The organism is Vibrio sp. Y2-5 (assembly GCF_014596725.1).
In the GTDB taxonomy this organism is placed as follows: Bacteria; Pseudomonadota; Gammaproteobacteria; order Enterobacterales; family Vibrionaceae; genus Vibrio.
In genome coordinates this window covers 378,889-400,410 of record NZ_JACVEG010000003.1, presented here as the reverse complement: position 1 = coordinate 400,410, position 21,522 = coordinate 378,889, and the positions used below count along the sequence as shown (strand labels likewise).

Annotated in this window: 22 protein-coding genes; 19 read left to right on the top strand and 3 right to left on the bottom strand. The window is 44.0% G+C overall.

What is annotated here, in order from left to right; translation table 11 throughout:
* Positions 1-12 precede the first annotated feature (12 nt).
* The 14 genes from flgG to flgA all read left to right on the top strand — a co-directional run bounded on the left by flgG (position 13) and on the right by flgA (position 11,952).
* Complete coding sequence (flgG, locus tag HUO09_RS11245) at positions 13-798, top strand: flagellar basal-body rod protein FlgG (protein ID WP_188234046.1); 786 nt, start codon at positions 13-15, stop codon at positions 796-798.
* Positions 799-814: 16 nt separating this feature from the next.
* Complete coding sequence (gene flgH / locus HUO09_RS11240) at positions 815-1,510, top strand: flagellar basal body L-ring protein FlgH (protein ID WP_188234045.1); 696 nt, start codon at positions 815-817, stop codon at positions 1,508-1,510.
* On the top strand, positions 1,510-2,634 hold the full coding sequence (locus HUO09_RS11235; protein WP_188234044.1) for a flagellar basal body P-ring protein FlgI: 1,125 nt from the start codon (positions 1,510-1,512) through the stop codon (positions 2,632-2,634). The genes flgH and HUO09_RS11235 overlap by 1 nt, the downstream gene beginning before the upstream one ends.
* Positions 2,634-3,215, top strand: coding sequence for a rod-binding protein (locus tag HUO09_RS11230; RefSeq protein ID WP_223159400.1), 582 nt, complete (start codon positions 2,634-2,636; stop codon positions 3,213-3,215). The genes HUO09_RS11235 and HUO09_RS11230 overlap by 1 nt, the downstream gene beginning before the upstream one ends.
* A gap of 3 nt (positions 3,216-3,218) precedes the next feature.
* On the top strand, positions 3,219-4,595 hold the full coding sequence (flgK, locus tag HUO09_RS11225) for a flagellar hook-associated protein FlgK (RefSeq protein WP_188234043.1): 1,377 nt from the start codon (positions 3,219-3,221) through the stop codon (positions 4,593-4,595).
* Positions 4,596-4,607: 12 nt separating this feature from the next.
* A complete protein-coding gene (locus HUO09_RS11220; RefSeq protein ID WP_188234042.1) occupies positions 4,608-5,513 on the top strand; it encodes a flagellar biosynthesis protein FlgL in 906 nt (301 codons plus the stop codon).
* A gap of 6 nt (positions 5,514-5,519) precedes the next feature.
* Positions 5,520-6,353, top strand: coding sequence for an OmpA family protein (locus HUO09_RS11215; protein WP_223159399.1), 834 nt, complete (start codon positions 5,520-5,522; stop codon positions 6,351-6,353).
* A gap of 45 nt (positions 6,354-6,398) precedes the next feature.
* The gene (locus tag HUO09_RS11210; RefSeq protein WP_223159398.1) at positions 6,399-6,749 is read left to right on the top strand and encodes a flagellar hook-basal body complex protein FliE; all 351 of its coding nucleotides are present in this window, start codon (positions 6,399-6,401) and stop codon (positions 6,747-6,749) included.
* 19 nt (positions 6,750-6,768) lie between these two features.
* Positions 6,769-8,460 carry a flagellar basal-body MS-ring/collar protein FliF gene (gene fliF, locus HUO09_RS11205; RefSeq protein WP_188234041.1) on the top strand — a complete coding sequence of 564 codons (1,692 nt, stop codon included), beginning with the start codon at positions 6,769-6,771 and terminating at the stop codon, positions 8,458-8,460.
* A complete protein-coding gene (locus tag HUO09_RS11200) occupies positions 8,457-9,476 on the top strand; it encodes a FliG C-terminal domain-containing protein (protein WP_188234040.1) in 1,020 nt (339 codons plus the stop codon). Before fliF ends, HUO09_RS11200 begins: the two co-directional genes overlap by 4 nt.
* A 12-nt stretch (positions 9,477-9,488) precedes the next feature.
* Complete coding sequence (locus HUO09_RS11195; protein ID WP_188234039.1) at positions 9,489-10,517, top strand: hypothetical protein; 1,029 nt, start codon at positions 9,489-9,491, stop codon at positions 10,515-10,517.
* A gap of 64 nt (positions 10,518-10,581) precedes the next feature.
* On the top strand, positions 10,582-10,860 hold the full coding sequence (gene flgM / locus HUO09_RS11190; RefSeq protein WP_167413271.1) for a flagellar biosynthesis anti-sigma factor FlgM: 279 nt from the start codon (positions 10,582-10,584) through the stop codon (positions 10,858-10,860).
* Positions 10,860-11,279: an ATPase gene (locus HUO09_RS11185; RefSeq protein WP_102962634.1), complete on the top strand. Its 420-nt coding sequence runs from the start codon at positions 10,860-10,862 to the stop codon at positions 11,277-11,279. The genes flgM and HUO09_RS11185 overlap by 1 nt, the downstream gene beginning before the upstream one ends.
* Positions 11,272-11,952, top strand: coding sequence for a flagellar basal body P-ring formation chaperone FlgA (gene flgA, locus HUO09_RS11180; protein WP_188234038.1), 681 nt, complete (start codon positions 11,272-11,274; stop codon positions 11,950-11,952). The genes HUO09_RS11185 and flgA overlap by 8 nt, the downstream gene beginning before the upstream one ends.
* 72 nt (positions 11,953-12,024) lie before the next feature.
* Here flgA and HUO09_RS11175 read toward each other — a convergent pair whose 3' ends face one another.
* The 3 genes from HUO09_RS11175 to HUO09_RS11165 all read right to left on the bottom strand — a co-directional run bounded on the left by HUO09_RS11175 (position 12,025) and on the right by HUO09_RS11165 (position 15,966).
* A complete protein-coding gene (locus tag HUO09_RS11175) occupies positions 12,025-14,109 on the bottom strand; it encodes a flagellar biosynthesis protein FlhA (protein WP_188234037.1) in 2,085 nt (694 codons plus the stop codon).
* A 254-nt stretch (positions 14,110-14,363) separates the two neighbouring features.
* Complete coding sequence (locus tag HUO09_RS11170) at positions 14,364-14,666, bottom strand: hypothetical protein (RefSeq protein WP_188234036.1); 303 nt, start codon at positions 14,664-14,666, stop codon at positions 14,364-14,366.
* Positions 14,647-15,966 (bottom strand): 6-hydroxymethylpterin diphosphokinase MptE-like protein, encoded by a 1,320-nt coding sequence (locus HUO09_RS11165; RefSeq protein ID WP_188234035.1) that lies wholly within the window; start codon positions 15,964-15,966, stop codon positions 14,647-14,649. Before HUO09_RS11165 ends, HUO09_RS11170 begins: the two co-directional genes overlap by 20 nt.
* A gap of 387 nt (positions 15,967-16,353) precedes the next feature.
* Here HUO09_RS11165 and HUO09_RS22555 point away from each other — a divergent pair, with 387 nt between their 5' ends.
* From HUO09_RS22555 to pseG, 5 genes are all read left to right on the top strand, one after another.
* Entirely contained in the window at positions 16,354-16,911 is a 558-nt protein-coding gene (locus tag HUO09_RS22555) for a type II secretion system protein (RefSeq protein ID WP_188234034.1), read from the top strand.
* 212 nt (positions 16,912-17,123) lie between these two features.
* Entirely contained in the window at positions 17,124-18,137 is a 1,014-nt protein-coding gene (gene pseB, locus HUO09_RS11155; RefSeq protein ID WP_188234033.1) for a UDP-N-acetylglucosamine 4,6-dehydratase (inverting), read from the top strand.
* A gap of 1 nt (position 18,138) precedes the next feature.
* Positions 18,139-19,326: a UDP-4-amino-4,6-dideoxy-N-acetyl-beta-L-altrosamine transaminase gene (pseC, locus tag HUO09_RS11150; RefSeq protein WP_188234032.1), complete on the top strand. Its 1,188-nt coding sequence runs from the start codon at positions 18,139-18,141 to the stop codon at positions 19,324-19,326.
* Positions 19,323-20,030 carry a pseudaminic acid cytidylyltransferase gene (gene pseF, locus HUO09_RS11145; protein ID WP_188234031.1) on the top strand — a complete coding sequence of 236 codons (708 nt, stop codon included), beginning with the start codon at positions 19,323-19,325 and terminating at the stop codon, positions 20,028-20,030. The genes pseC and pseF overlap by 4 nt, the downstream gene beginning before the upstream one ends.
* On the top strand, positions 20,014-21,519 hold the full coding sequence (gene pseG, locus HUO09_RS11140; protein ID WP_188234030.1) for a UDP-2,4-diacetamido-2,4,6-trideoxy-beta-L-altropyranose hydrolase: 1,506 nt from the start codon (positions 20,014-20,016) through the stop codon (positions 21,517-21,519). Before pseF ends, pseG begins: the two co-directional genes overlap by 17 nt.
* Positions 21,520-21,522 lie beyond the last annotated feature (3 nt).

Sequence of the window (21,522 nt, the reverse complement as noted above, 5' to 3'; positions counted from 1 at the left end):
AGTAGGTAAGTTATGCATAGCGCATTAATGATTTCAAAAACAGGTATGGCGGCTCAAGACTCAAAAATGACCGCGATTTCCAACAACCTGGCGAACGTAAACACAGTCGGTTTTAAGCGTGACCGAGTTGTCTTCGAAGACTTGTTCTACGCAGTAGAAAAGCAAGCGGGTACAGGCACCGATGACCTTAACGTACACCCTACGGGTATTCAGTTAGGTAATGGTGTGCGTGTAGCCGGTACTGAAAAAGTATTTACGCAGGGTAACATCAACAACACTTCCCAGCAGTATGACTTAGCGATCATGGGTGATGGATTTTTCCAGATCGAAGGTCCTGATGGCGAAATGCTTTACACACGTAACGGTCAGTTTCACGTCAACTCTGATGGTTCAATGGTGAACACGCAAGGTTATCTGCTGCAACCAGAAATTACAGTTCCTGATGATGCCATTCTCGTGTCTATCGCAGAAGACGGTACCGTATCTGCAACCATTCCCGGTGAAACAGAGCCTCAAAATCTGGGTGAAATCACTCTGGTTAAGTTTATGAACCCTCAAGGCTTAACGGCGCTTGGTGGTAACTTGCTGGCTGAAACAGAAGCGTCAGGTGAAGCAATGGAGCTGGCTGCCGGTACTGAAGGTGCAGGCTACATCAAACAAGGTGCTCTAGAAACTTCTAACGTACAAGTGGTTGAAGAGATGGTGGATATGATCTCAACACAACGTGCGTACGAGATGAGCGCAAAAATGGTCAGTGCGGCAGACAACATGTTGCAGTACCTAGCAAACCATACCTAAGCGAATGGCTAGTTTTATGTGTTTAACAAACCTTGTAAGTATCGCTAAACGTTCAGCTGTCATTGCGTCAATTCTGCTATTGGCCGGTTGTGCTGGACGTGGGCAGGAATTTGTACCGCCGAAGCCGGATGATGAAGCGTATGCGCCGCCTGAACTCAACTACGAAGTTGAACGAGTGAGTAAAGGTAGCCTTTACGCGGGTAATGCTTCAATGACACTGTTTCAAGATCGCCGAGCCTATCGTGTGGGTGACATTTTGACTGTGGTATTGGATGAGAAAACCGAGTCGGACAAAAGTGCAACCACCAAATACGGCAAAAGCTCTGGCGCTTCACTTAATGTGCCGACCGTGGGTGGCCGAACTTACGATCGTTTCTCGGCAAGCATTGATGGAAACCGTGATTTCAGCGGCAGCGCGGCCTCTAAGCAGGGCAACAGTCTGAGCGGTTCTATCACCGTTACGGTATACCAAGTTTTGCCAAATGGTGTGCTACGCGTGCGTGGCGAAAAGTGGCTCAAGCTAAACCAAGGTGATGAGTTTATCCGCTTGTCTGGCAACGTGCGTGCAAGTGACATCGGTTCCGGCAACACCTTGTCTTCTCAGCGTATTGCTGATGCCCGAATTACGTATTCCGGCAGAGGTACATTTGCCGATACGAACACAGCGGGTTGGTTAACACAGTTCTTCAATTCTCCGTGGGTACCATTTTAATGAAACAAAGACTTAATTTCAAACACTGCATTTTGGCAGTGTTTGGCTGTTTGTTTTTCGGTAGTGCAAGCGCAGTACCGATTAGCCATATCACGGATGTATACGGTGACCGAACTAACCAATTGATTGGTTACGGTGTGGTTGTGGGTCTGGATGGCACTGGTGATAAATCACAAGTGAAATTCACCCAGCAATCTATTGTAAACATGGTTCAACAGTTTGGCGTTCAGTTGGAAGATGGCTCAAAGCCAAAAACTAAAAACGTTGCAGCGGTAAGCGTGACAGCGGTAGTAAGCTCTCACAAAGGTCCGGGTCAAACGCTGGATGTCACGGTCGCTTCGATTGGTGATGCAAAAAGCCTTCAAGGCGGAACGCTGTTAATGACTGAGCTAAAAGGTGTGGATGGCAACGTCTATGCTGTGGCTCAGGGGCATTTGATCGTGGGTGGTTACAAAGTGACTGCCAACGATGGTTCTAGCGTGACGAACAACACTCCGACTGCGGCACGAATTCCAAATGGCGCAACGCTAGAGCGTGCGGCTATTGGCGCTGAAGACGAAGACCCGACACTGCATCTTCAACTTAAGAAACCTCATTATCAAACGGCATTGAACATATCTAAAGTGATCAACAAAACCTTTGGTCGTGGCGTAGCAAAAGCGGTGAATAAAGGTTTGGTGGAAGTCGCGGCGCCTACGGACAGCGAAGATCGCATCATGTTCTTGTCTATGATTGAACAGTTGGACGTAAACGAAGGTGAATCGCTACCGAAAATCGTCTTTAACTCGCGTACAGGTACTGTGGTGATCAGTAAAGGTGTCACGGTAAGCGAAGCGATTGTTTCACAAGGTGGCCTCACGGTGTCTATTCGTGAAGATCAGCTGGTATCGCAACCTAACTCTGCCGGCAGCTTTAATGCACCGGGCCAAACAACCGTAATTAATGATTCCAACATCTCGATTAGTGAAGTGGATAACGGCGCTATGGTCTGGCCTGAAGGCACACAGTTACAAGAAATTGTCGATGCGGTAAACCGAATCGGCGCTTCACCAATGGTGCTGATGCAAATACTTCAAGCGCTGGATGAAGTGGGCGCGATTAACGGTGAGCTGGTGGTGATCTAATGACAAATCCAATTATCGCGATAGAAAGTGCCAAGGCGGCGAATGCCGTTGGTAATGTCGAAAACATCAGTGTTAATCCAAACCAAGTGTCAGGTATTGCTGATTATGCTGAGCTGAATTCTGTTCCTATGGTTCAGCCATTTTCAAGCTCGTCGAGTCATGGTACTCGTACTGCACAACAGGTAATGACGTCATCTTTAAATCAAAATATGGCGTCGATTTATGACGAAGCAATGGTGTCAGCAGGTGACTTATCGTCATTGAATTTTGATGACAACACTGCGCTTCAGTTTGACCCGACATCGCTCAATTCGTTGAAGTATCACGATGATGAAGATGCCGCATTGCGCGAAGTCTCGAAGCAGTTTGAAGCGATTTTCGTGCAAGAAATGCTAAAGAGAATGAGAACGGCAACTGAAGCTTTGGGTGACGAAGAAAACCCATTATCAAATAACTCAAACGGAATGTTTCAAGACCTATTAGATAATCAATTGGCGATTTCCGTGACGAAGAAAAGCTCATTTGGACTAGCAGAGTTGTTGTATCAACAACTGTCTGGACAAACCGTAGGGAGTGTATAACACATGAGTATGTATAACATAGGCTTGTCAGGCTTAATGACGAACCAAGTCGCTATGAACGTGACAGCGCAAAATACAGCAAATATGACTGTAGCTGGCTACACACGCAAAGTGGTTGAGCAAGCAACAGTCGTCTACGGTGGCGCAGGTAACTACGGTGCAGGCGATGGCGTAACGGTCGCAAGTATTCGCCGCGTTTCTGATCAAGCGGCGATCGAACGTTTACGTACTGCGGGTCAGGAAATGCAATACAACCAAACGTATATGGTAGGTATGCAAGGTATTGAGAACGTTCTGGGTATGGAAGGTTTGAATATCAGTACTGGTTTTGATGAGTTTTTCGCAGCACTGGATGAAGCCACGCTAAGCCCTGAATCTCTGGTTTACCGTAACCAGATTCTGGCAACAGCGGGCAGTTTAGCATCACGTTTCAATGGCACCATGAGTCAGATTGAAAATGAACTCAGCACTTTGATGCGTACGCAAAACCAAACCATTGAGAGCTTGAACAGCCAGCTAGATAACATTGCCAAACTCAACGAGCAAATTCGTAAAGCATCTGGTCAAGGTCAGGATATTGCGAGTCTGCAAGACGCATTAGATCTTCAACTGAACGAAATTTCTAAATCGATTGGCGTCAATGTACTAGCGAAAGAAGACGGTACCGTTGAGCTTTCCACTAAGTCCGGTCAGCCATTAGTGTCTGGTCAAAGTGTTGCCCAAATCAGTTTAAATGAAGCAACTGGCGGTGCTTATAACACTGATCTTGTATTGACGTTTAACGGTCAAACAGTGACGTTGAATGACCCGAAAGGTGGTGAGCTAGGGGCGATTGCTGATCTGAAAAATGACCAGTATTTCCCGATTATGGAAGACGTCAACAACATCGCTGCGGGTTTTGCCGATGCGGTGAACGCTATTCTGACGTCTGCGGGTGCCACTGATCTCAACGGCAATGCGGGTCAAGCATTGTTTACTTATGACCCAGATAACCCAGCCAGTTCTTTAAGTCTGACTGACATTACAGCCGAAGAGTTGGCACTGTCAGGTACAGGCAGTATTGGTGATGGTTCTTTTGCAACCGCTCTTGCGGATTTGGCAAACCAACCGATTTCTATCGGCGGCTCAAATATTAACGTGTATGACGCTTACGCAAAAATCAACGGTTATGTGGGTGTTGCCACTCAGCAAGCTCAAAATAACTTTAGTACTGCATCTATCAGCATCAGCGAAGCGCAAGCCGCGCGCGACAGTATCAGTGCTGTGAGCTCAGACGAAGAAGCCGCAAACTTGATGATGTATATGAATGCGTATCAGGCAAACATGAAGGTTATCTCTACCGCTAGCCAAATGTTCGACACCGTGCTCAACTCATTCTAATCGGAGACTATTATGCGAGTCACAGATTCACAATTTACCACTATGATGACGCGAGCGATGATGAACTCAAACGTTGAGATCAACCGTGTCGCAGAGCAAATCGCTACAGGTAACAAAATTAACAGTTTGTCAGATGACCCAAGTGGTTCGATGAAACTGTTAAGCCTAGATAAAACTATTTCTAGTGCTGAGCAGTACTCAAGCAACATTGCAAATGTGCAGTCAAAGTACAGCGAATATGAAACGTATCTGATGTCGGTCAATGAACTGGCTCTAGACGTGCATGACCTGTTGTTGCAGGCGAATAACGCCACAGTAGGTGAAGAATCAAGTGGCGGTATCATCGCAGAGCTTGAGTCGTTGAGACAGCAAGCTTTAGACACCTTTAATAAGAAGTCAGATGGTATCTATATCTTCTCTGGTACTGACGTGTATTCAGAAGCGATTATTGTGGACGATTCTACCAATCCTATTACTTATTCGTTTGGTGGCAATGCGGATCACCGCAATACCAAAATCAGTGAAGATGGTTCAATGAACAGCAACTTTACTGTTCAAGAAACGCTGCAAGGTAGCTTGGATTTCTTCACAACGTTGGATGCAGCGATTGCTGAGTTGAAAAATCCAACCGCGAACAAGAATGCCATTTTAGGTGCTGCAATCGATAGTACCGATGCCACTCAAAAAAGCATCCTCAACACCGTGACTATTCTTGGTGCAAACTATAACTCTCTTGATCGAATGGCCGTCAATAATGCAGATGCAGCTCTGTATGCGGAAACGGTCAAGACAGATATCAATGCATTGGATTATGCAGAAGCATCGGTTCGTTTGACTGAAAGTATGAACACATTACAGGCATCGCAGTCAGTGTTTGCCAAAGTAATGACCAGTTCATCACTGTTTGACTTGATGTGATTTTGTATGAAATACCAAGCCTTAATAACGGCAGCGCTTTCAAGCGCTGCTTTTGTCTCTAGTGCTGCTGACTATGTTGTGCCTTTTGATGAGGTGCAATGGCAAGCGGTGAATGATGGTGACACCTGTTATCTCTCTGTAGAAGACACTCACTCAGGCATCAACGCCAAATTTGATGTGGTTGCAGGTAAGTCTATTTCTCTTGTGATCTCCGGACGCAGTGTTGGTTCATTTAACGACAGCATGGTGATTGAAACTGAGCCGCCAGTGTGGGGAAACGCTCTGTATGAATCGACCATGGTGAATGAGTTCATTCGCAAGAAGAAATCGGCAGAAGTCATTCAAGGGGCAGACTTTGTCTATCGCGATGTAATGAGTGGCGCTTGGTTAACGGTTCGTGATGATTTTCATAGCGTCACCTTTCCAGCAGCCAACATGCACAGTGCAATTGAAACCTTTCAAAGCTGCACAACAGCATTGCCGCCAATCAGTTATCAAGAGGCGCGTAAGACAGTCTTCAACTTCAAGTCTGGTGCGTTAGCGTTGACAGAAGCACAACGTGAACAGTTAGCGGAAATCAGTGAACTGGTACTGTTCGATAAGCGCATTAAGAAGGTCCTGATCAGCGGTCACTCAGATAGCCACGGAGATACAGTGGTGAATTTAAGTGTTTCGAGAAGACGTGCTGACGATGTGGCGTATTGGATGATGTTGGCTGGGGTTCCAGAAGAGAAAATGGAACTAAGAGGGCATGGCTCTCGCTATCCAATTGCCACCAATAGCACAGCAGAAGGGCGAGACGAAAACCGCCGCGTTGAAGTTGAACTGATTAGAAAATAGAAAAAATGTACGCTTTTCAAACAGAAAGGCGTAAGGAGAAAAGTTTTGGAAATACACGCTATTACGGGTATCGAACAATCGATGATCAATCGTCTGAATGAAAATCAGGCGATTACTCAGAACCCGTTAACTAAACTTGTCGAAATATCTGATAGTCGCGTAGGAATGTCCTCAAGCCTTGAGTTTGGCAGCACATTAAAAGGAATTTTTGATACTGTTGACGCTCGCCAAAAGACTGCTGAAGCAAAAATCACCGCAGTTGAACTGGGTCAAAGTGATGACCTTATTGGCGCGACAGTGGCTGCGCAGAAAGCGCAGCTTTCTTTTTCAGCATTAATGCAAGTTCGAAACAAGATGGTTACGAATTTCAATGACATCATCAAGATGTCGGTTTAGTGACGATAGGCGTTAATATATGGCAAATGAGAAAGGGGTTACGATCGTAGCTTCTAATGCATCCGACAAATTACAATCTGCCGTGGAGAGAGTAAAGTCGTTCTGGAGCAGCTCGCAACGTAATGTTGTCATAATCACAATATTTTCAATGATCTCAGCTGCGATCATTGTCGTCATGTTATGGGCGTCTGCAGAAGAGTACCGCCCGCTTTACAGTACTTCTTCAAATTATGACTCAAGTCAGGTACTGCAACTCCTAGATCAATCAGGGCTCAAGTATGAGCTAAACAGCGACAGCGGCCAAATTATGGTGCCGAGCAATGAAGTCGCAAAAACAAGGATGATTCTGGCTGCAAAAGGTCTAAAGCAGCAACTGCCGAGTGGCTTTGACACCTTAGCAAGCACAGATTCATTAGGCGAAAGCCAGTTTATGGAAACGGCCCGCTATCGTCATGCTTTAGAAGGCGAGTTAGCAAGAAGTATTGTGACCATGGAATCTATTGCGGTTGCACGTGTGCATCTGGCAATTCCTAAAGCATCACTGTTTAAGCGTAAAGACCAAGAACAAGCACGCGCGTCGGTGATGGTTCAGCTTATTGAAGGTATGGATCTTAAACCGGGTCAGGTTGACTCTATCGTCAACTTGGTTTCAGGTGCTGTGATTGGCCTGAAAGCTGAAAATGTGCGTGTGGTGGATCAGTATGGTCGTCTGTTATCAAAAGATACTTCGCTTGATGACTTAGCGGTATCGACCAATCGTCAAACCGATTACCGTCGTAACATTGAAAAGCACTTGGTGTCACAAGCATCAGACATGCTTACGCCGATCTTAGGTGCCTCGAATTTTCGTGTTCAGGTATCTGCAAAGGTTGATTTCTCAAAACGTCAGGAAACTGAAGAAACCTATGGCACACCCGTTGTTCGAGCTGAAACATTAATGAGCGATGAGAACAACGGCAGCTTAGCTTTGGGTATTCCGGGAGCATTAAGCAATACTCCTCCTGTCACTGACCAAGATACGCAAAATCAGGAAGGACAGACGAACAAAGCCAAAGCCAGCCGCAATGAATCAAAGCGTGAATACGCCGTGAGCGGTAAAGTCACCCATGTTCAGCATCAGCAAGGTATTGTCGAAAAGCTAACGATTTCAGTGATCGTTAATGAGAGCATGGCTGGAGAAGCAGGTTGGTCTGATGCAACACTAGATAGAATGCAAAACGTCGTTCGCAGTGCTGTCGGTTATGAAGAGGACCGTGGCGACGTTATCTACGTCACTAGCTTCCCATTTGTGGCTTCAAATATGCCAGATGCAGAACAAACGGCTTGGTACAAAGACCAAGATATTCTGCAGCCGATCAAGTATCTGCTTGGTGCACTGGTTGCTGCTCTGTTGATTGTGCTGGTACTGCGTCCTCTGGCTCAGTACTTAACCAAAACCGACGGTTCTGAACTTGAAGAACTGACCGAAGGGCTGGAAGTCGGCTCTACCGGTGAAATGGCTGCACTAAGCACGAACAGTGCGGCAGCGGCTGCGGGATTAGAAAATAAATTGGATTCACTTGCACTAGACGCTGCAGGTATTAAAGCCATGGATGACAACTTACCAGAGTCAGACAGCCCGTTAGAAGTTCAGATTCAACATCTGAAGATGATCGCTCAAAACGATCCGAAACGAGTCACTGAAATTCTGAGAACGTGGATGCATGCATGAGTGAACAAATAGAAAATCCAAGAAATGCCCATCAAACGGTTGAAGGTGTAGCTTTGCTCATCTTGACTATGGGCGAAGATATCAGCTCTGAAGTGTTGAAAGGCTTTACGCATGATGAAATCAAGCGTCTGGCTCATTCGATGAGTAAGATGAAAGATATTAAAGCCAATGATGCACTGCGTTCTATCGTCGGTTTCTTTGAAGACTTCCGTTCGCACTCAGGCATCATTGGTGGTACTCGCCAGTATCTGACCAATGTGCTCGATAAGACGTTGAACGGAAACTTAGCGAAAGACTTGGTTTCAGAAATCTACGGTGATGAGATTCGTACTCACGCCGAGCAGCTGGCGTGGATCCCTGCCGATATTTTGGTGGAAGATTTACGTCACGAACACATTACGATGCAGGCCTTGCTGATTGCTCACTTACCCTTAGATTATGCGTCTAAGGTGCTTGAGCAATACACAGTGGAAGAGTGCAATGAGCTGATTTATCAGATTTCTCAAACTCAGGTGCTGACATCCGGTATCACAGAGACATTGAAAGACCTGATTGCCCGCTGTAAAGAAAACTACAACGATGGCGCGCCTCAAACCATCAAAGGTACCAAAGTGGTGGCAGACATTATTAACCGTCTACAGGGTGATAAAGCTGCAATCTTTGAATACCTTACTCAGCGTGATGAGAAGATGGCAGAAGAGATTCAGGAAGCGATGTTCGACTTCTACTCTCTGTTTACTCAGAGTCAGGAAACGATCGATGCTATTAACAATGAAGTGACCATTGAACAATGGGCATTTGCAATGAAAGGTATGCCTGAAGAGAACCGTGCTTACATCTTCAACACCATGCCGAACCGTCTGGCAACTCAGCTAAAAGAAAACATTCAGCGTATCGGAGCTGTACCGGTTAGCCAAGTGGAAGGAGCCCGTAAGGAAATTCTGGATATCGTACGTCGTCTGCAAGGCGAAGGTGTGATTCAGCTCAGTATTTCTAACGAAGTTCGTTTGTCATAAGGTTAGGTTTTAGTGCGCTCACAGACAATATCTAACTCGACTTCTACCTCTCCTCTACGCGGGCAAACCACAGCAAGCGTAGTGGCTGGGCGTCTATCAAAAACAGAAAAAGCCAGTTCAATTAATAGGGTTTCTTCGGCAAACATGTTGTCTCAGCATGCTTTGAGTCGTTTGAAAGAACGCCCAAGGTTAATTGCAGAGTTAGCGGATACTCATCGTACTGTGAATGGTTTGATGTTGGCTGTAGAGCAGTTGAAAAAGATTGCGCGCTCAGCAGTAGAAATTAAGCGATTGGTTTCTAAGGGCGCCGAGAGTGCGGCTGACCTGAACAATGTTGATATTCACAAGCGTGAAATTATGAACGCGGTGAATAGCCAGCATTTTGGGCGACACATCATTGATTCGTCTTTTGCTCCGGTCACGACCAACATTGCTGAGATTGATTTTTATGTCCCTGGTCTGGATTTTGTGCGCGAACGTCTGACCAACGAGCTGGTTACGCTCTACATCAACAACAAAATGATTCCTTTAGCATTCGATCGTGTTGAATCTGACCAAGGTCTGTTTGAACAGTTTTCGGTCATGTTTTCCTTGGGTCAAATGCGATTACGCCGAGATGAAGAGAATGGTTTGATTATCGCTATGCCGGACCAGATGTGGCGTAAATGGGATCTTAAGATTTTTATTTCTGGTCAGGGTGGGCGTTACCCAGAAGGTAACCCAATTACGGTCAGCGCACTGACGCGTTATCCAACCGTGGAAATGATCACTATGCTTGATATCAGAGCAAGTGATGCTTTGGATGCGATTGAGCGTGTCATCGCCCGTGTAAATGAGATGCACAGCCACGCACAGGAAATACTCAACTCACAAAGTCATCTTGCGGATAAACTGATTGGCTACTGTCATAAAGCTTCGGATGATCTCGGGCAGAACATAAAAGCGATGTTTGTAATGAATGGTACTTCCGCATTAAAGGCCATTCAAAAGCACTATGTCGGGCCGAACAGAGAAAATGTCGTTTCTTTAATAAAAAAGTGAAATAAAACTTAAAACATTGCCGTAATGTATTATTGAAGAGATTACAGATAGGTAGGAGCCAACCATGAAAATTGACAATAACAGCGCGTTATACAGTGTCCAAGACGTACAGAACGTTTCACGTACTGCTGACCTGAATAAAGCACAAACGGTTGCTCCGGCTAAACAGCAAGTAGACATCAATATGCACGAACAAAATATCATTGCGGAAGGTAGTGCATCATTAAAGGCAATGGATGACGTTGATTTGGCTCGTGTGGCTGACATCAAATCACAGATTGCCGATGGTAGCATCAAATTTGATATGGGAGAGTTGGCTCAGGTTTTAGCTAACTTACGATAATGGATAAAAAAGAACTGCTAAAGTTATACTTTCAAGCAACGGTTGAAAGCGCGAAAATCGCTAAAACATTATCTGCTACGCTGGATGATATCCGTCAATTCAGTCTGAAATTCGATCACGAGAAGGTGAGCGAATATAACCAGAAAGCGACGGATCTGAGTGAGTCCCTGCGTAAGTTGCACTTTGAACGTAAAGAACTGGCAGGCAAATTAGGTTGTAATCACAACCGTTATGCCACTGAACTTGTTCATAGAATGAGTGGCAAAGCTCAAGAGACAATTAAAAAAGCGACGGATGAACTCCACGAGCTAGTCTTAGAGTGTCAAAACAAAACTGAGTTACATACTCGATTAGTGATACAGCAGCAGCAGGTTATTCAAGATGCGGTTGAATCTCTGCGAGTTGAGGTGAATGCGTAATTCACTACTCCCTCTATCTCTTCTGTTTGCCTCTGCTCCCGCATGGGCAGACTCAGCACAACTTCAAATAGAATCTTATCTGTCTCAAAGAATCGAAGCTGCCGTTACTGGGCAGTTTCCTGCTTTGCAAAACCTGCAAATTAATTTCCGTATCGCCAGTGCTGTAAATAATCTTCCTGCTTGTGAACAACCCTTGTTTTCAGATAAAGCAATGGGAAATTATCTGGGTTCTGAAACCTGGTGGGTAAAGTGTGGTAATAACTGGCGAATTAAAGCGGTGACAAATGTCAGCGTAGATACCAAGGTTGTAAGTACTAAAAGCCCTTTACGCAAAGGGCATAGAATCGAAGCCAGCGATGTAAAACTGAATGTGGAGACGCTCAGTCTCAAAGGCACCGTCTATCAGCACATTGAAGATGTGGTGGGAACGAAACTCAGACGTTCAGCAAAGGCGAATCAGGTTCTTACTCGTCGCTATGTAGAGTTGGAATACGCGGCGACCAAAGGTCATCATGTCATTATTTCACTTCATTCAGATAGCTTTTCACTAGAAACGCAAGGCGTAGCTTTGGAAGACGGTATGGTTGGCGACCGAATTCGCGTTATGAACTCAGAGTCCGGCAGAGAGCTGAGCGTTACCGTCACTGGCGAAAACAGAGTAGAGCAAAACTAGTTACTGTTCCATATTCATAGATATAAAAAGGCTTCTCAATTGAGAAGCCTTTTGCATGTTGAAACATTGCGGTTAGTCGATTTGACCTAACGGATTGATTTGATATTCGTTAGGGATTTCGTTAAATGACAGAATAATCAAACCTTTGGCAAATGCACGAGCCAGCTTGCTGACAATTGGACGAGCCATTGGTGTCACTAACAATACCGGTGTCATACCTTGTGCCTGCATTGTTTGCACAATGGAAGGCATACGGTTCTGGAACTTCTGTAGCAGCTCAGGTGCAAGCGGAACGCCATCGAGCGGGGTGTTCGGGTCATTTTGTTGAGCCAAGGTAATCCCTGCTTTAATGTCTTGCTCAACTTGCCCGCCCAACGTAAACACATTCAACGACTTAGAATACGGTGACACTAAGTTCAAAATAGTACGCTTTAGCGCAACACGAATGTTCGATGAAAGCAGGATAGGGTCTTTAATCTTATCGCCACTCTCAATCAAGGTGTTTGCTATCGTACGAATGTTGATGATAGGCACTTGCTCAGCCAGAAGCTGACGAATCACCATCATCTGCAAGTTCGGTGTTAAGGTACTTGATAAGCTTTCAGCTAATTCTGGATGTTCATAAGACAGACGTTTGTTCAGTGCTTTCACATCATCATAGTTAAAGATGCCATCAAGATGTTCAGTACACACTTTACTCACGTGAGTCGCAATCACATCGTGAATGTCGATTACCTGAAAGCCTAAGTTAATCGCTTTGGTTTTATCTTCTTTTGAAACCCAAAGCGCAGGTAGGCGATAAGCCGGGTCAACACCAAGCGTGCCATCTATGTTGGCAGAAGTAACGCCTGGGCCTACAGCCATCAGCATATCCGGATATACTTCACCGCGCTCAATTTCATCACCATCGACCAAAATAACGTACTCGGCGGGTTTCAGTGCTAAGTCATCACGAATCACGACTTCTGGGATCACAAAGCCAATTTGCTCACTCAGTGTTTTTCGACAACCACGAATACTCTTTAACAACGAGTTTTGTTCTTTGTTAGTGACGAGAGGAACCAATTTGAAGCCGAGACGCAAAGCAATGGCGTCTACGGCAGGAATGATAGACCAATCTAGCGGGTGATCTTTTAGAGATGTTTTTTCTAACGGTGCTTCAACCTCTGCTTTTGAGATATCTACGCCTTCATCTTTTTTGCTTTGCCGCCAAGCGACGAAACCAACGGTAACACTGAAACTATAGAAGGCGAGGTGAGGCATGTTCGGTACACTACCGATAATAAACATCACGCCAGCCGTCATATATAACACTGAAGGCGAAGCAAGAATTTGCTTGTTGATCACCTCAGCCATGTCGTTCTCGTTATCACTGATACGAGTTACGATGATTGCCGCTGAAACAGCAAGTAATAGCGATGGAATTTGAGCTACAAGGCCGTCACCGATGGTCAGTAGTGCGTAGGTTTGGAATGCTTCACTAACGGTCAGACCGTGCTCGAACATACCGATCAGCACACCACCAATCAAGTTGATGAACAGTATCATCAAACCTGCGACAGCATCACCACGAACGAACTTACTCGCACCATCCATTGCGCCGTAGAACTCTGCTTCATCACCCACTTCTTTACGGCGGGCACGAGCTTGTTCTTGGTCGATGTTGCCTGAGTTTAAGTCGGCATCAATCGCCATCTGTTTACCCGGTAAAGCATCTAGGGTAAATCGAGCCGATACTTCTGAAATACGTTCGCCACCCTTGGTGATAACCACAAAGTTAATGATCATCAAGATAACGAATACAACGATACCAACGACGTAGCTACCACCGATAACCACTTCACCGAACGATTGAATAACTTTACCGGCAGCATCGCCACCGTTGTGACCTTCGAGAAGTACGATACGAGTAGAGGCAACGTTCAGCGTGAGACGAAGTAAGGTTGCAATTAACAGCAACGAAGGGAATACGGAGAAGTCGAGAATTCGCTTAACAGTACTACTGACCAGCAAGACCACAATGGCCAGCATGATGTTAAAAGTGAAAAAACCATCGAGCAGCAATGCCGGCAACGGTAAGATAACCATCGCCAGTATCATCAACAGCACGAGTGGTATCGCGAGTTTAGAATTAAATATCTGTAAGCCTTTTAACATGTCTTAGGTTCACTAGTTAGTGTTCACTTTCATTACTAAGCAGTATGAAAGATAAGAAAATAAGGTCAGACATTTTATTTTTATTGGTGAATGCAAACTATCAGACATTTCTGATAATGCCTGTAGGGAGCGGCGAGAATTTGTCCGCAGAGGCTAGCATGAGAGGTGTATAGTGGAACGCATGGTATCAATTAGGCGGTTAGTTAAAACTAACAACCTAATTGACAGCTACTATTAGGAATCAAAAATAAGTCTTATTGTTCCGAGCCGCTTTTCAGTAAAGAGTTAAAATCTGGGAACTCTTGGATTAATTCAAAGTGAATAATGTCAGCTAGGCCCGTATAGTCGCATCTTTTTACTGTGGCATTTATCTTTTCAATCGCGCTGTTTAGGTAGTTAGCCTGCTCAGCGTTGAGAGGAAGCAAAGAAAGTCGACGCAAACAGCCTTTCAACAACAGTGATGCCAAGTTGTATTCGTGTCGATAATACGCAACCGCAGATTGCTTCAAGTTTGATTCTATATCAAAGGATTCCACTTTATTTCTCCCCGTCTTCATAACGAGCACCAATAATTTTAGCGCCAATGCGACTCATGTTGATGTAGTCAACATGAGGTGATGCAGCGATAAGGTTTTCAATGCCAGAACAAAATAGGCGATAGGTCGGCGAGGACTTAATGATCTCACCATGCCCATTTTCTATAGTGACACTCATGTCTATTTCGTAATTATCCACAGTAGATGCGTGCTGGATTTCACCGGGAAAACCAAAGTCACAACCGACGAAGCGAATGGTTTTCGCGCCAAATAAAATCGCTAGGTTTGTCATAGGATGAATGACGGAACCCATAACACTTAAACGATACTTTGAAGGTAATCTCTCATTAATGTCGTCAAAGGTTTCATCAACCATGTGGCAGTAGTATTTTTTACCTTTCCATTGCTCAAAGATGTCTTTCTGAATTCGGCTTGACCCGATTAAAGTCGCTGTTTTAGCGAACTTGCTAAACGGAATACTTTCCGCTTTTACACCCATATCCATGATAAACAGAATGTCTGGCTTTAAACCGTGTTTGATCAGGGCATTTAAGGCTGTAGAAGGTGCCATGAACAGTGGACGGTTAGGTTTGAGTGCCAGCGCTTTAACCTTTTCGATTTCCGCATCCAATGAAGGACCAGCGCCGACACAGAGAACTTCTTTAAAATGGTTGCCCTCAATTAGGTGATCGATGACGGGCATTTTTTTTAGGAGTGGGTAGTTGCTTTTATCTATCTTATTAAGCTTTTCCCAACCTTCCTTGCTGGTATGTGAACGGTTAACCACTTCGGTTAATAGTCGATTTTCAATTCTATGAACTAACCAGCTTAAGTCCAACTTAGCGTATTTTAACAAGTGCAAGTCTGCATTGATGATGAAGCTGTCGCTTACAAATAAACACTCAAGTGCTTTGAGCTTATTCGGCATATCTTTATGCACATAATGCAGAGCTATCCTCTCATCATCCAACCACGGTTTTGGCATTAGAGTTAACACCAACTTGATCACATCAAGGTTATAGATGTAGATATGAATCTTTTTAAGGTTCTTATCATTCAGCAGAACTTCGGGCACAGAACCAATACCAAATCCCCACATATGGTAAATGTTTCCTGAAGTGGTACTGCGATAGGCGAGCGCTTCTTCGACAGGGTCATAAGCGCTGCTTAATTGAATACCATTGACTGCCAATGTGGCAAACTGACGTTCGACCACTTCAAATTCGAGGTGGCTGATATCATGTTGCTCTATAGCTTCGGCTAATTTAGGGAATCGGTGCTTCAATATTGCGATGTTGCTGTTATAAAACTCTGTACTCATAAAACCTTCGTATTGATGTTTAATGGTTTATATCAATCATCAACCACACTAAATCTGACTGACGCCGTGCTTATTAGTAGCAAGGGAAATATCGATAAACGACCTAACATTTTATTTCTATGAGCAGGGAAAGCCATCAGACAATTCTGATTGTATGTTCGTATATAGAAGATGTTTTTTGAAAACAAATATCGCTGTCACTTTATATTTGTATGGCTGTTAACAGAAGAAGATATCTATAAGTAGGAATGATGGATGACAACAGGTTTGTTTAGGCTTAATTGGGTGTAAGTCTTGGATGACTTTAACTAATCCGCAAGATTTTTAAACGCTCTTAGAGTAAAAAAGCTCTCCATTTATTTTGGTGTGCTGATTGAGAACGAGTAAATGAAAACGGCAAAGGGTTTCACATTAATTGAGTTGGTTATCGTCATTGTTATCTTAGGTATACTAAGTGTGACGGCTGCGCCGCGTTTTCTGAACTTACAAGACGATGCAAAAGCCAGCGTAATGAAAGGTATTAAAGCGTCATTGCAGCTTGTAATTGATGGTGTTTACTTCAAATCTGTAATTCAGGGTACGGATCAGACCTATGATACCTATACAAAAGTCGATGGTGTCCAAATTCGAACATATTATGGTTACCCGCAAGAGATCTGGCCCAATAAACTTGAATTGTTAATGACGAATGGGTTTACCTATTTGGGGAATGGATACACTAATAGCGCATTTTTAGATGAGACGTGCACGGAATCCGTATGTGTTGTTGATCAGGTACCATTGCGCCATATCGTTTCTGGACGGAGTGGTTATGGTATGGCCTTTATACCTAAAGGTTACACGGTTAAACAGGCTAACTGTATGGTGGCTTATTATTTTGTTGCCGAAAACGGTAAGCCCCAAAATACAGATGTTCACGTAGATATGTTTGACAGTGGCTGCTAAGAAAAATTTTATCACAACTATTTCATGTGTAGGATTGATCCTATTTGTTTGTAGGTGTGGTTAGCTTTGTTTTTAACAGAATACTTTTTTTATATCAACTCAATGATAATAGCGCAGTGATTCTCAACGAATAGGATTCCCTTGAATCAAGCCTAAGAAATATATGGACATAAATACTATTTTTAGCAATGCAGACGTGAGACTTTATAAATATGTTAAATGGTAAGTCCGTATTAATTACAGGTGGAACAGGTTCTTTTGGTAAGCAGTTTATAAAAACCATTTTGACCCAGTATCCACAAGTTAAAAAAATAATCGTATTTTCTCGTGATGAACTAAAACAATTCGAACTAAAACAAAAATATCCGCAATATGACTATCCTCAATTGCGCTTTTTCATTGGTGATGTTCGTGATGGGAATCGTTTAATTCAAGCTTGTGAAGGGGTCGATGTCATCATTCACGCCGCTGCAATAAAGCAAGTGGATACTGCCGAATACAACCCAACTGAGTGTATTCGTACCAATATTGATGGTGCTGAAAATGTTATCCAAGCTGCGTTGCAGTGTGGCGTTAAAGATGTCGTTGCACTGTCAACAGACAAAGCTTGTGCGCCCATCAATTTATACGGTGCAACAAAGCTCGCATCCGATAAGTTGTTCACTGCCGCGAACAATATCAAAGGCTCGAAACAAATACGTTTCAGTGTTGTCCGTTACGGTAACGTTATGGGCTCACGTGGTTCAGTTATTCCTTTCTTCATGAAAAAGCGCGAAGAAGGCGTTATCCCAATTACTCATGAAGAGATGACTCGTTTCAACATATCTCTTCAAGATGGCGTGAATATGGTGATGTACGCGCTTGAGCACCACCTTGGTGGGGAGATCTTTATTCCTAAGATCCCGTCTTACAAAATTTTAGATGTAGCCAAAGCCGTCGCGCCTGAATGTGAAATCCGTATGGTTGGTATTCGCCCAGGAGAAAAAGTGCATGAGGAGATGATCACTGATACCGACTCTCTGAATACTATCGATCTCGGGAAATACTACGCAATTTTGCCATCGGTGTCGTTCACGTATTCAGAAGAGCAATATCTAGCTCACCACAAAGCTAAAAAAGTGCCCTTTGGATTTAAATATAATTCCGGGACTAATGCAGAGTGGGAAACCGTAGAAAGTCTGCGCGAACTGGTTGTAAAGCACGTTGACCCGAATTTTTCAGTGTGAGATGAACGTGATTCCTTACGGTAAGCAAGAAATTACTCAACAAGATATCGATGGGGTTGTTGAGGTTTTGACATCGGATTTTCTAACTCAAGGGCCTAAGGTTCCTGAGTTTGAAAGCGCGCTGAAGCAACACACTGGTGCTAAGTATGCCTCCGCGGTCAATAGCGCAACCTCTGCATTGCATATTGCATGCTTAGCTTTAGGTCTTAGCGAAGGTGACTGGCTTTGGACTTCTCCGATAACTTTTGTCGCTTCAGCTAACTGTGGCTTGTATTGCGGTGCAAAGGTAGATTTTGTCGATATTGACCGATCGACCTATAACATGTGTCCGAAAGCTTTAGAGCAAAAGCTAATCGTTGCCAAACAAAAAGGTACGTTACCTAAAATCGTTGTACCAGTGCATTTATGTGGCCAGCCTTGTGATATGCAAGCGATTCACAAACTAGCCAAAGAATATGGATTTAAAGTGATTGAAGACGCTTCCCACGCAATCGGTGGTCGCTATCATGACAAGCCTATTGGGAATTGTGAGTACTCCGATATCACTGTGTTCAGTTTTCACCCGGTGAAAATCATTACCACTGCCGAAGGTGGTGCGGCTGTAACCAACGATAAAAAACTTGCTGATAAAATGGCGCTTTTGCGAAGTCATGGTATTACTCGTGATATTGAATGCATGCAAGGAGAGAGTCACGGTGCTTGGTATTACCAACAAGTTGATTTGGGTTTCAACTACCGAATGACTGAGTTGCAGGCGGCATTAGGTGTCACTCAAATGAAACGTCTAGAGTCGTTCATTAAAGCACGGCATAGTTTGGCTCGCCGATACAACCAGCTTTTGGTCGATCTTCCGCTCGTTCTTCCACACCAATTGGATAATACCTATTCAGGATTGCACCTATATGTGGTGCGTTTAAAACTTGCAGACATCTCTTTGACCCATAAGCAAGTATTTGATGCGCTTAGGGCAAGTGGTATTGGAGTGAATCTGCACTATATACCTGTTCACACACAGCCTTATTACCAAAATATGGGTTTTAGAAACGGCGATTTTCCTGAATCTGAGCAATATTATCGAGAAGCGATTTCTCTGCCTATGTTTCACGGTATGACAAACGAACAGCAGGGTCGGGTGGTTGAAGTTTTATCTCAAGTACTATTATCCCAAGTTCAAAAAGATAACTTATGAAATTGGCGATTATTCCTGCTCGTGGTGGCAGTAAACGTATACCACGTAAGAATGTTAAGCTTTTTCACGGCAAACCTATGATCGCCTACTCAATAGAAGCCGCCTTAAATTCAGGTTGCTTTGATAGAGTGATTGTTTCCACTGATGACGAAGAGATTGCCGAGATTGCTCGACAATACGGTGCACAAACGCCTTTTATACGTCCTGCCGAGATTTCGGATGACCATGCAACAACAATGGACGTTATTTATCATGCGCTCACTTGGTGTGAAAGCAATGGAGACCATATTGACCATGTATGTTGTATATATGCAACGGCTCCATTTGTTACAGCAAGCGACCTAAAACAGGGCTATGAGAAATTAGTAAACAGTGGGAATGTTGAATTCGTATTTAGTGCAGCAACCTATTCTTTTCCGATTCAAAGAGCGATAAAGCTGTCTGAAAATGGCTCTGTAAGTATGTTTTCTCCTGAAAATGAAATGGTCCGTTCACAAGATTTGCAAGAAGCGTATCATGATGCAGGACAGTTTTACTGGGGAAAGAAAGAGGCATTCATGACCAAAAAAGCCATTTTTTCTGAACACTCACGTGTGGTTCTTCTGCCCAGACACAGAGTCCAAGATATTGATACGTTAGAAGATTGGGTGTTTGCGGAAGCTTTGTTCTCATTATCTAAGGAATCATATGCGAGTAGTGATTAGGGCTGATGCGTCTGTTTGGATTGGAAGTGGACACATCATGCGTTGCTTGGTTTTGGCCGATGCGCTAAAAAGCCTTGGGCATGAAGTAATTTTTGCTTGCCTACCTCTCGAAGGAAATCTGTTTTCGATCATAGAACAACGTGGATTTCCCATTTCACAGCTTTCACTACCTGAAAATCCGATCGCAATCCAGCATGACGCGGACTACTCTGCTTGGTTACAACGGCCACAAGAACAAGATGCCGCGGACTTTATATCGAATATTAATCATGCCGATCTTGTTGTGACGGATCACTACGCTATAGACCATGTATGGCAAGATAAAGTGCGTGAGGCTTTGCAATGTAAACTGGTTGCTTTGGATGACTTACGCAGGAGCCATAGTGCTGATTTAGTTATTGATCAAACGCTTGGACGTAAAAGCAACGACTACCCAACCTGTGAACGAGTTCTTACTGGTACTTCGTACGCACTGCTATCCCCACAATTTGTTAAATACAGAAATCAGGCCTTTTGTCGAAAGATGAGTGACAATATCCCGCGCATTCTGATCTCTATGGGTGGGGTGGACTTGCCGAATGCGACCTCTCAAGTGATAAATGCAGTTGTTGGTACATACAGGGCTAATTTCACTGTTTTGCTTAACCCAAGATCGCCACATTACCAACAAGTGAAAACTATGTGCGAACAAATCCCCAACGTCACCCATCTGGATTTCTCCAATAACATGGCTGAACTGATGTTAGACCATGACTGCGCCATTGGAGCTCCAGGAACAACGAGTTGGGAAAGAGCTTGCCTCGGATTGCCAAGTATCGTTATTCCATTGGCGGAAAATCAAAGAGAGACATCCATACAGTTAGAAGCGGCTGGAGCTGCTCTAGTTGTTCAACTGAATGAAATAGATAGCGAATTAGTGGATAAGCTAACCCTGATTACAACCTCTTGGCCTCAGTACGTAGATGCAAATTTAAGAATCTGCGACGGTTTAGGGGCAAATAGGGTGGTTTTAGCGATGATCAATCTTTGTCATCCTCTTCAACAGAGTGAAAATCAATATAAGCTTGTTCCCGCCAGCATAGACGATATTCCTATTGTCTATGAGTGGCAACGTCATCCAAATACTCGCCGTTTTGCGCTGAATCCGGATGTGCCTAGTTGGGAAGAACATTTGGCATGGATGAATGCAAAGCTAAAGTCACACAACGATTTCTTTTACATGATCTGCGAGATATCTACTGGCTCAAAAGTAGGCGTGGTTCGACTTGATAAAAGTGGTCAAGACTATGTGATATCTATTTTCATTGACCCTTTTCGATATGGGAAAGGTATTGCAACCGAAGCTTTGAGGCTTGTCGATACTCGTCATTCTGACCTAGTGATAAAAGCCACCGTTATGAAAGACAACCAAGCATCGCAGAAGTTATTTTTAAACGCCAAGTATAGAAGATTGACGAGTGATACTTTTATACGCGAACCTCGGAATTAAGCA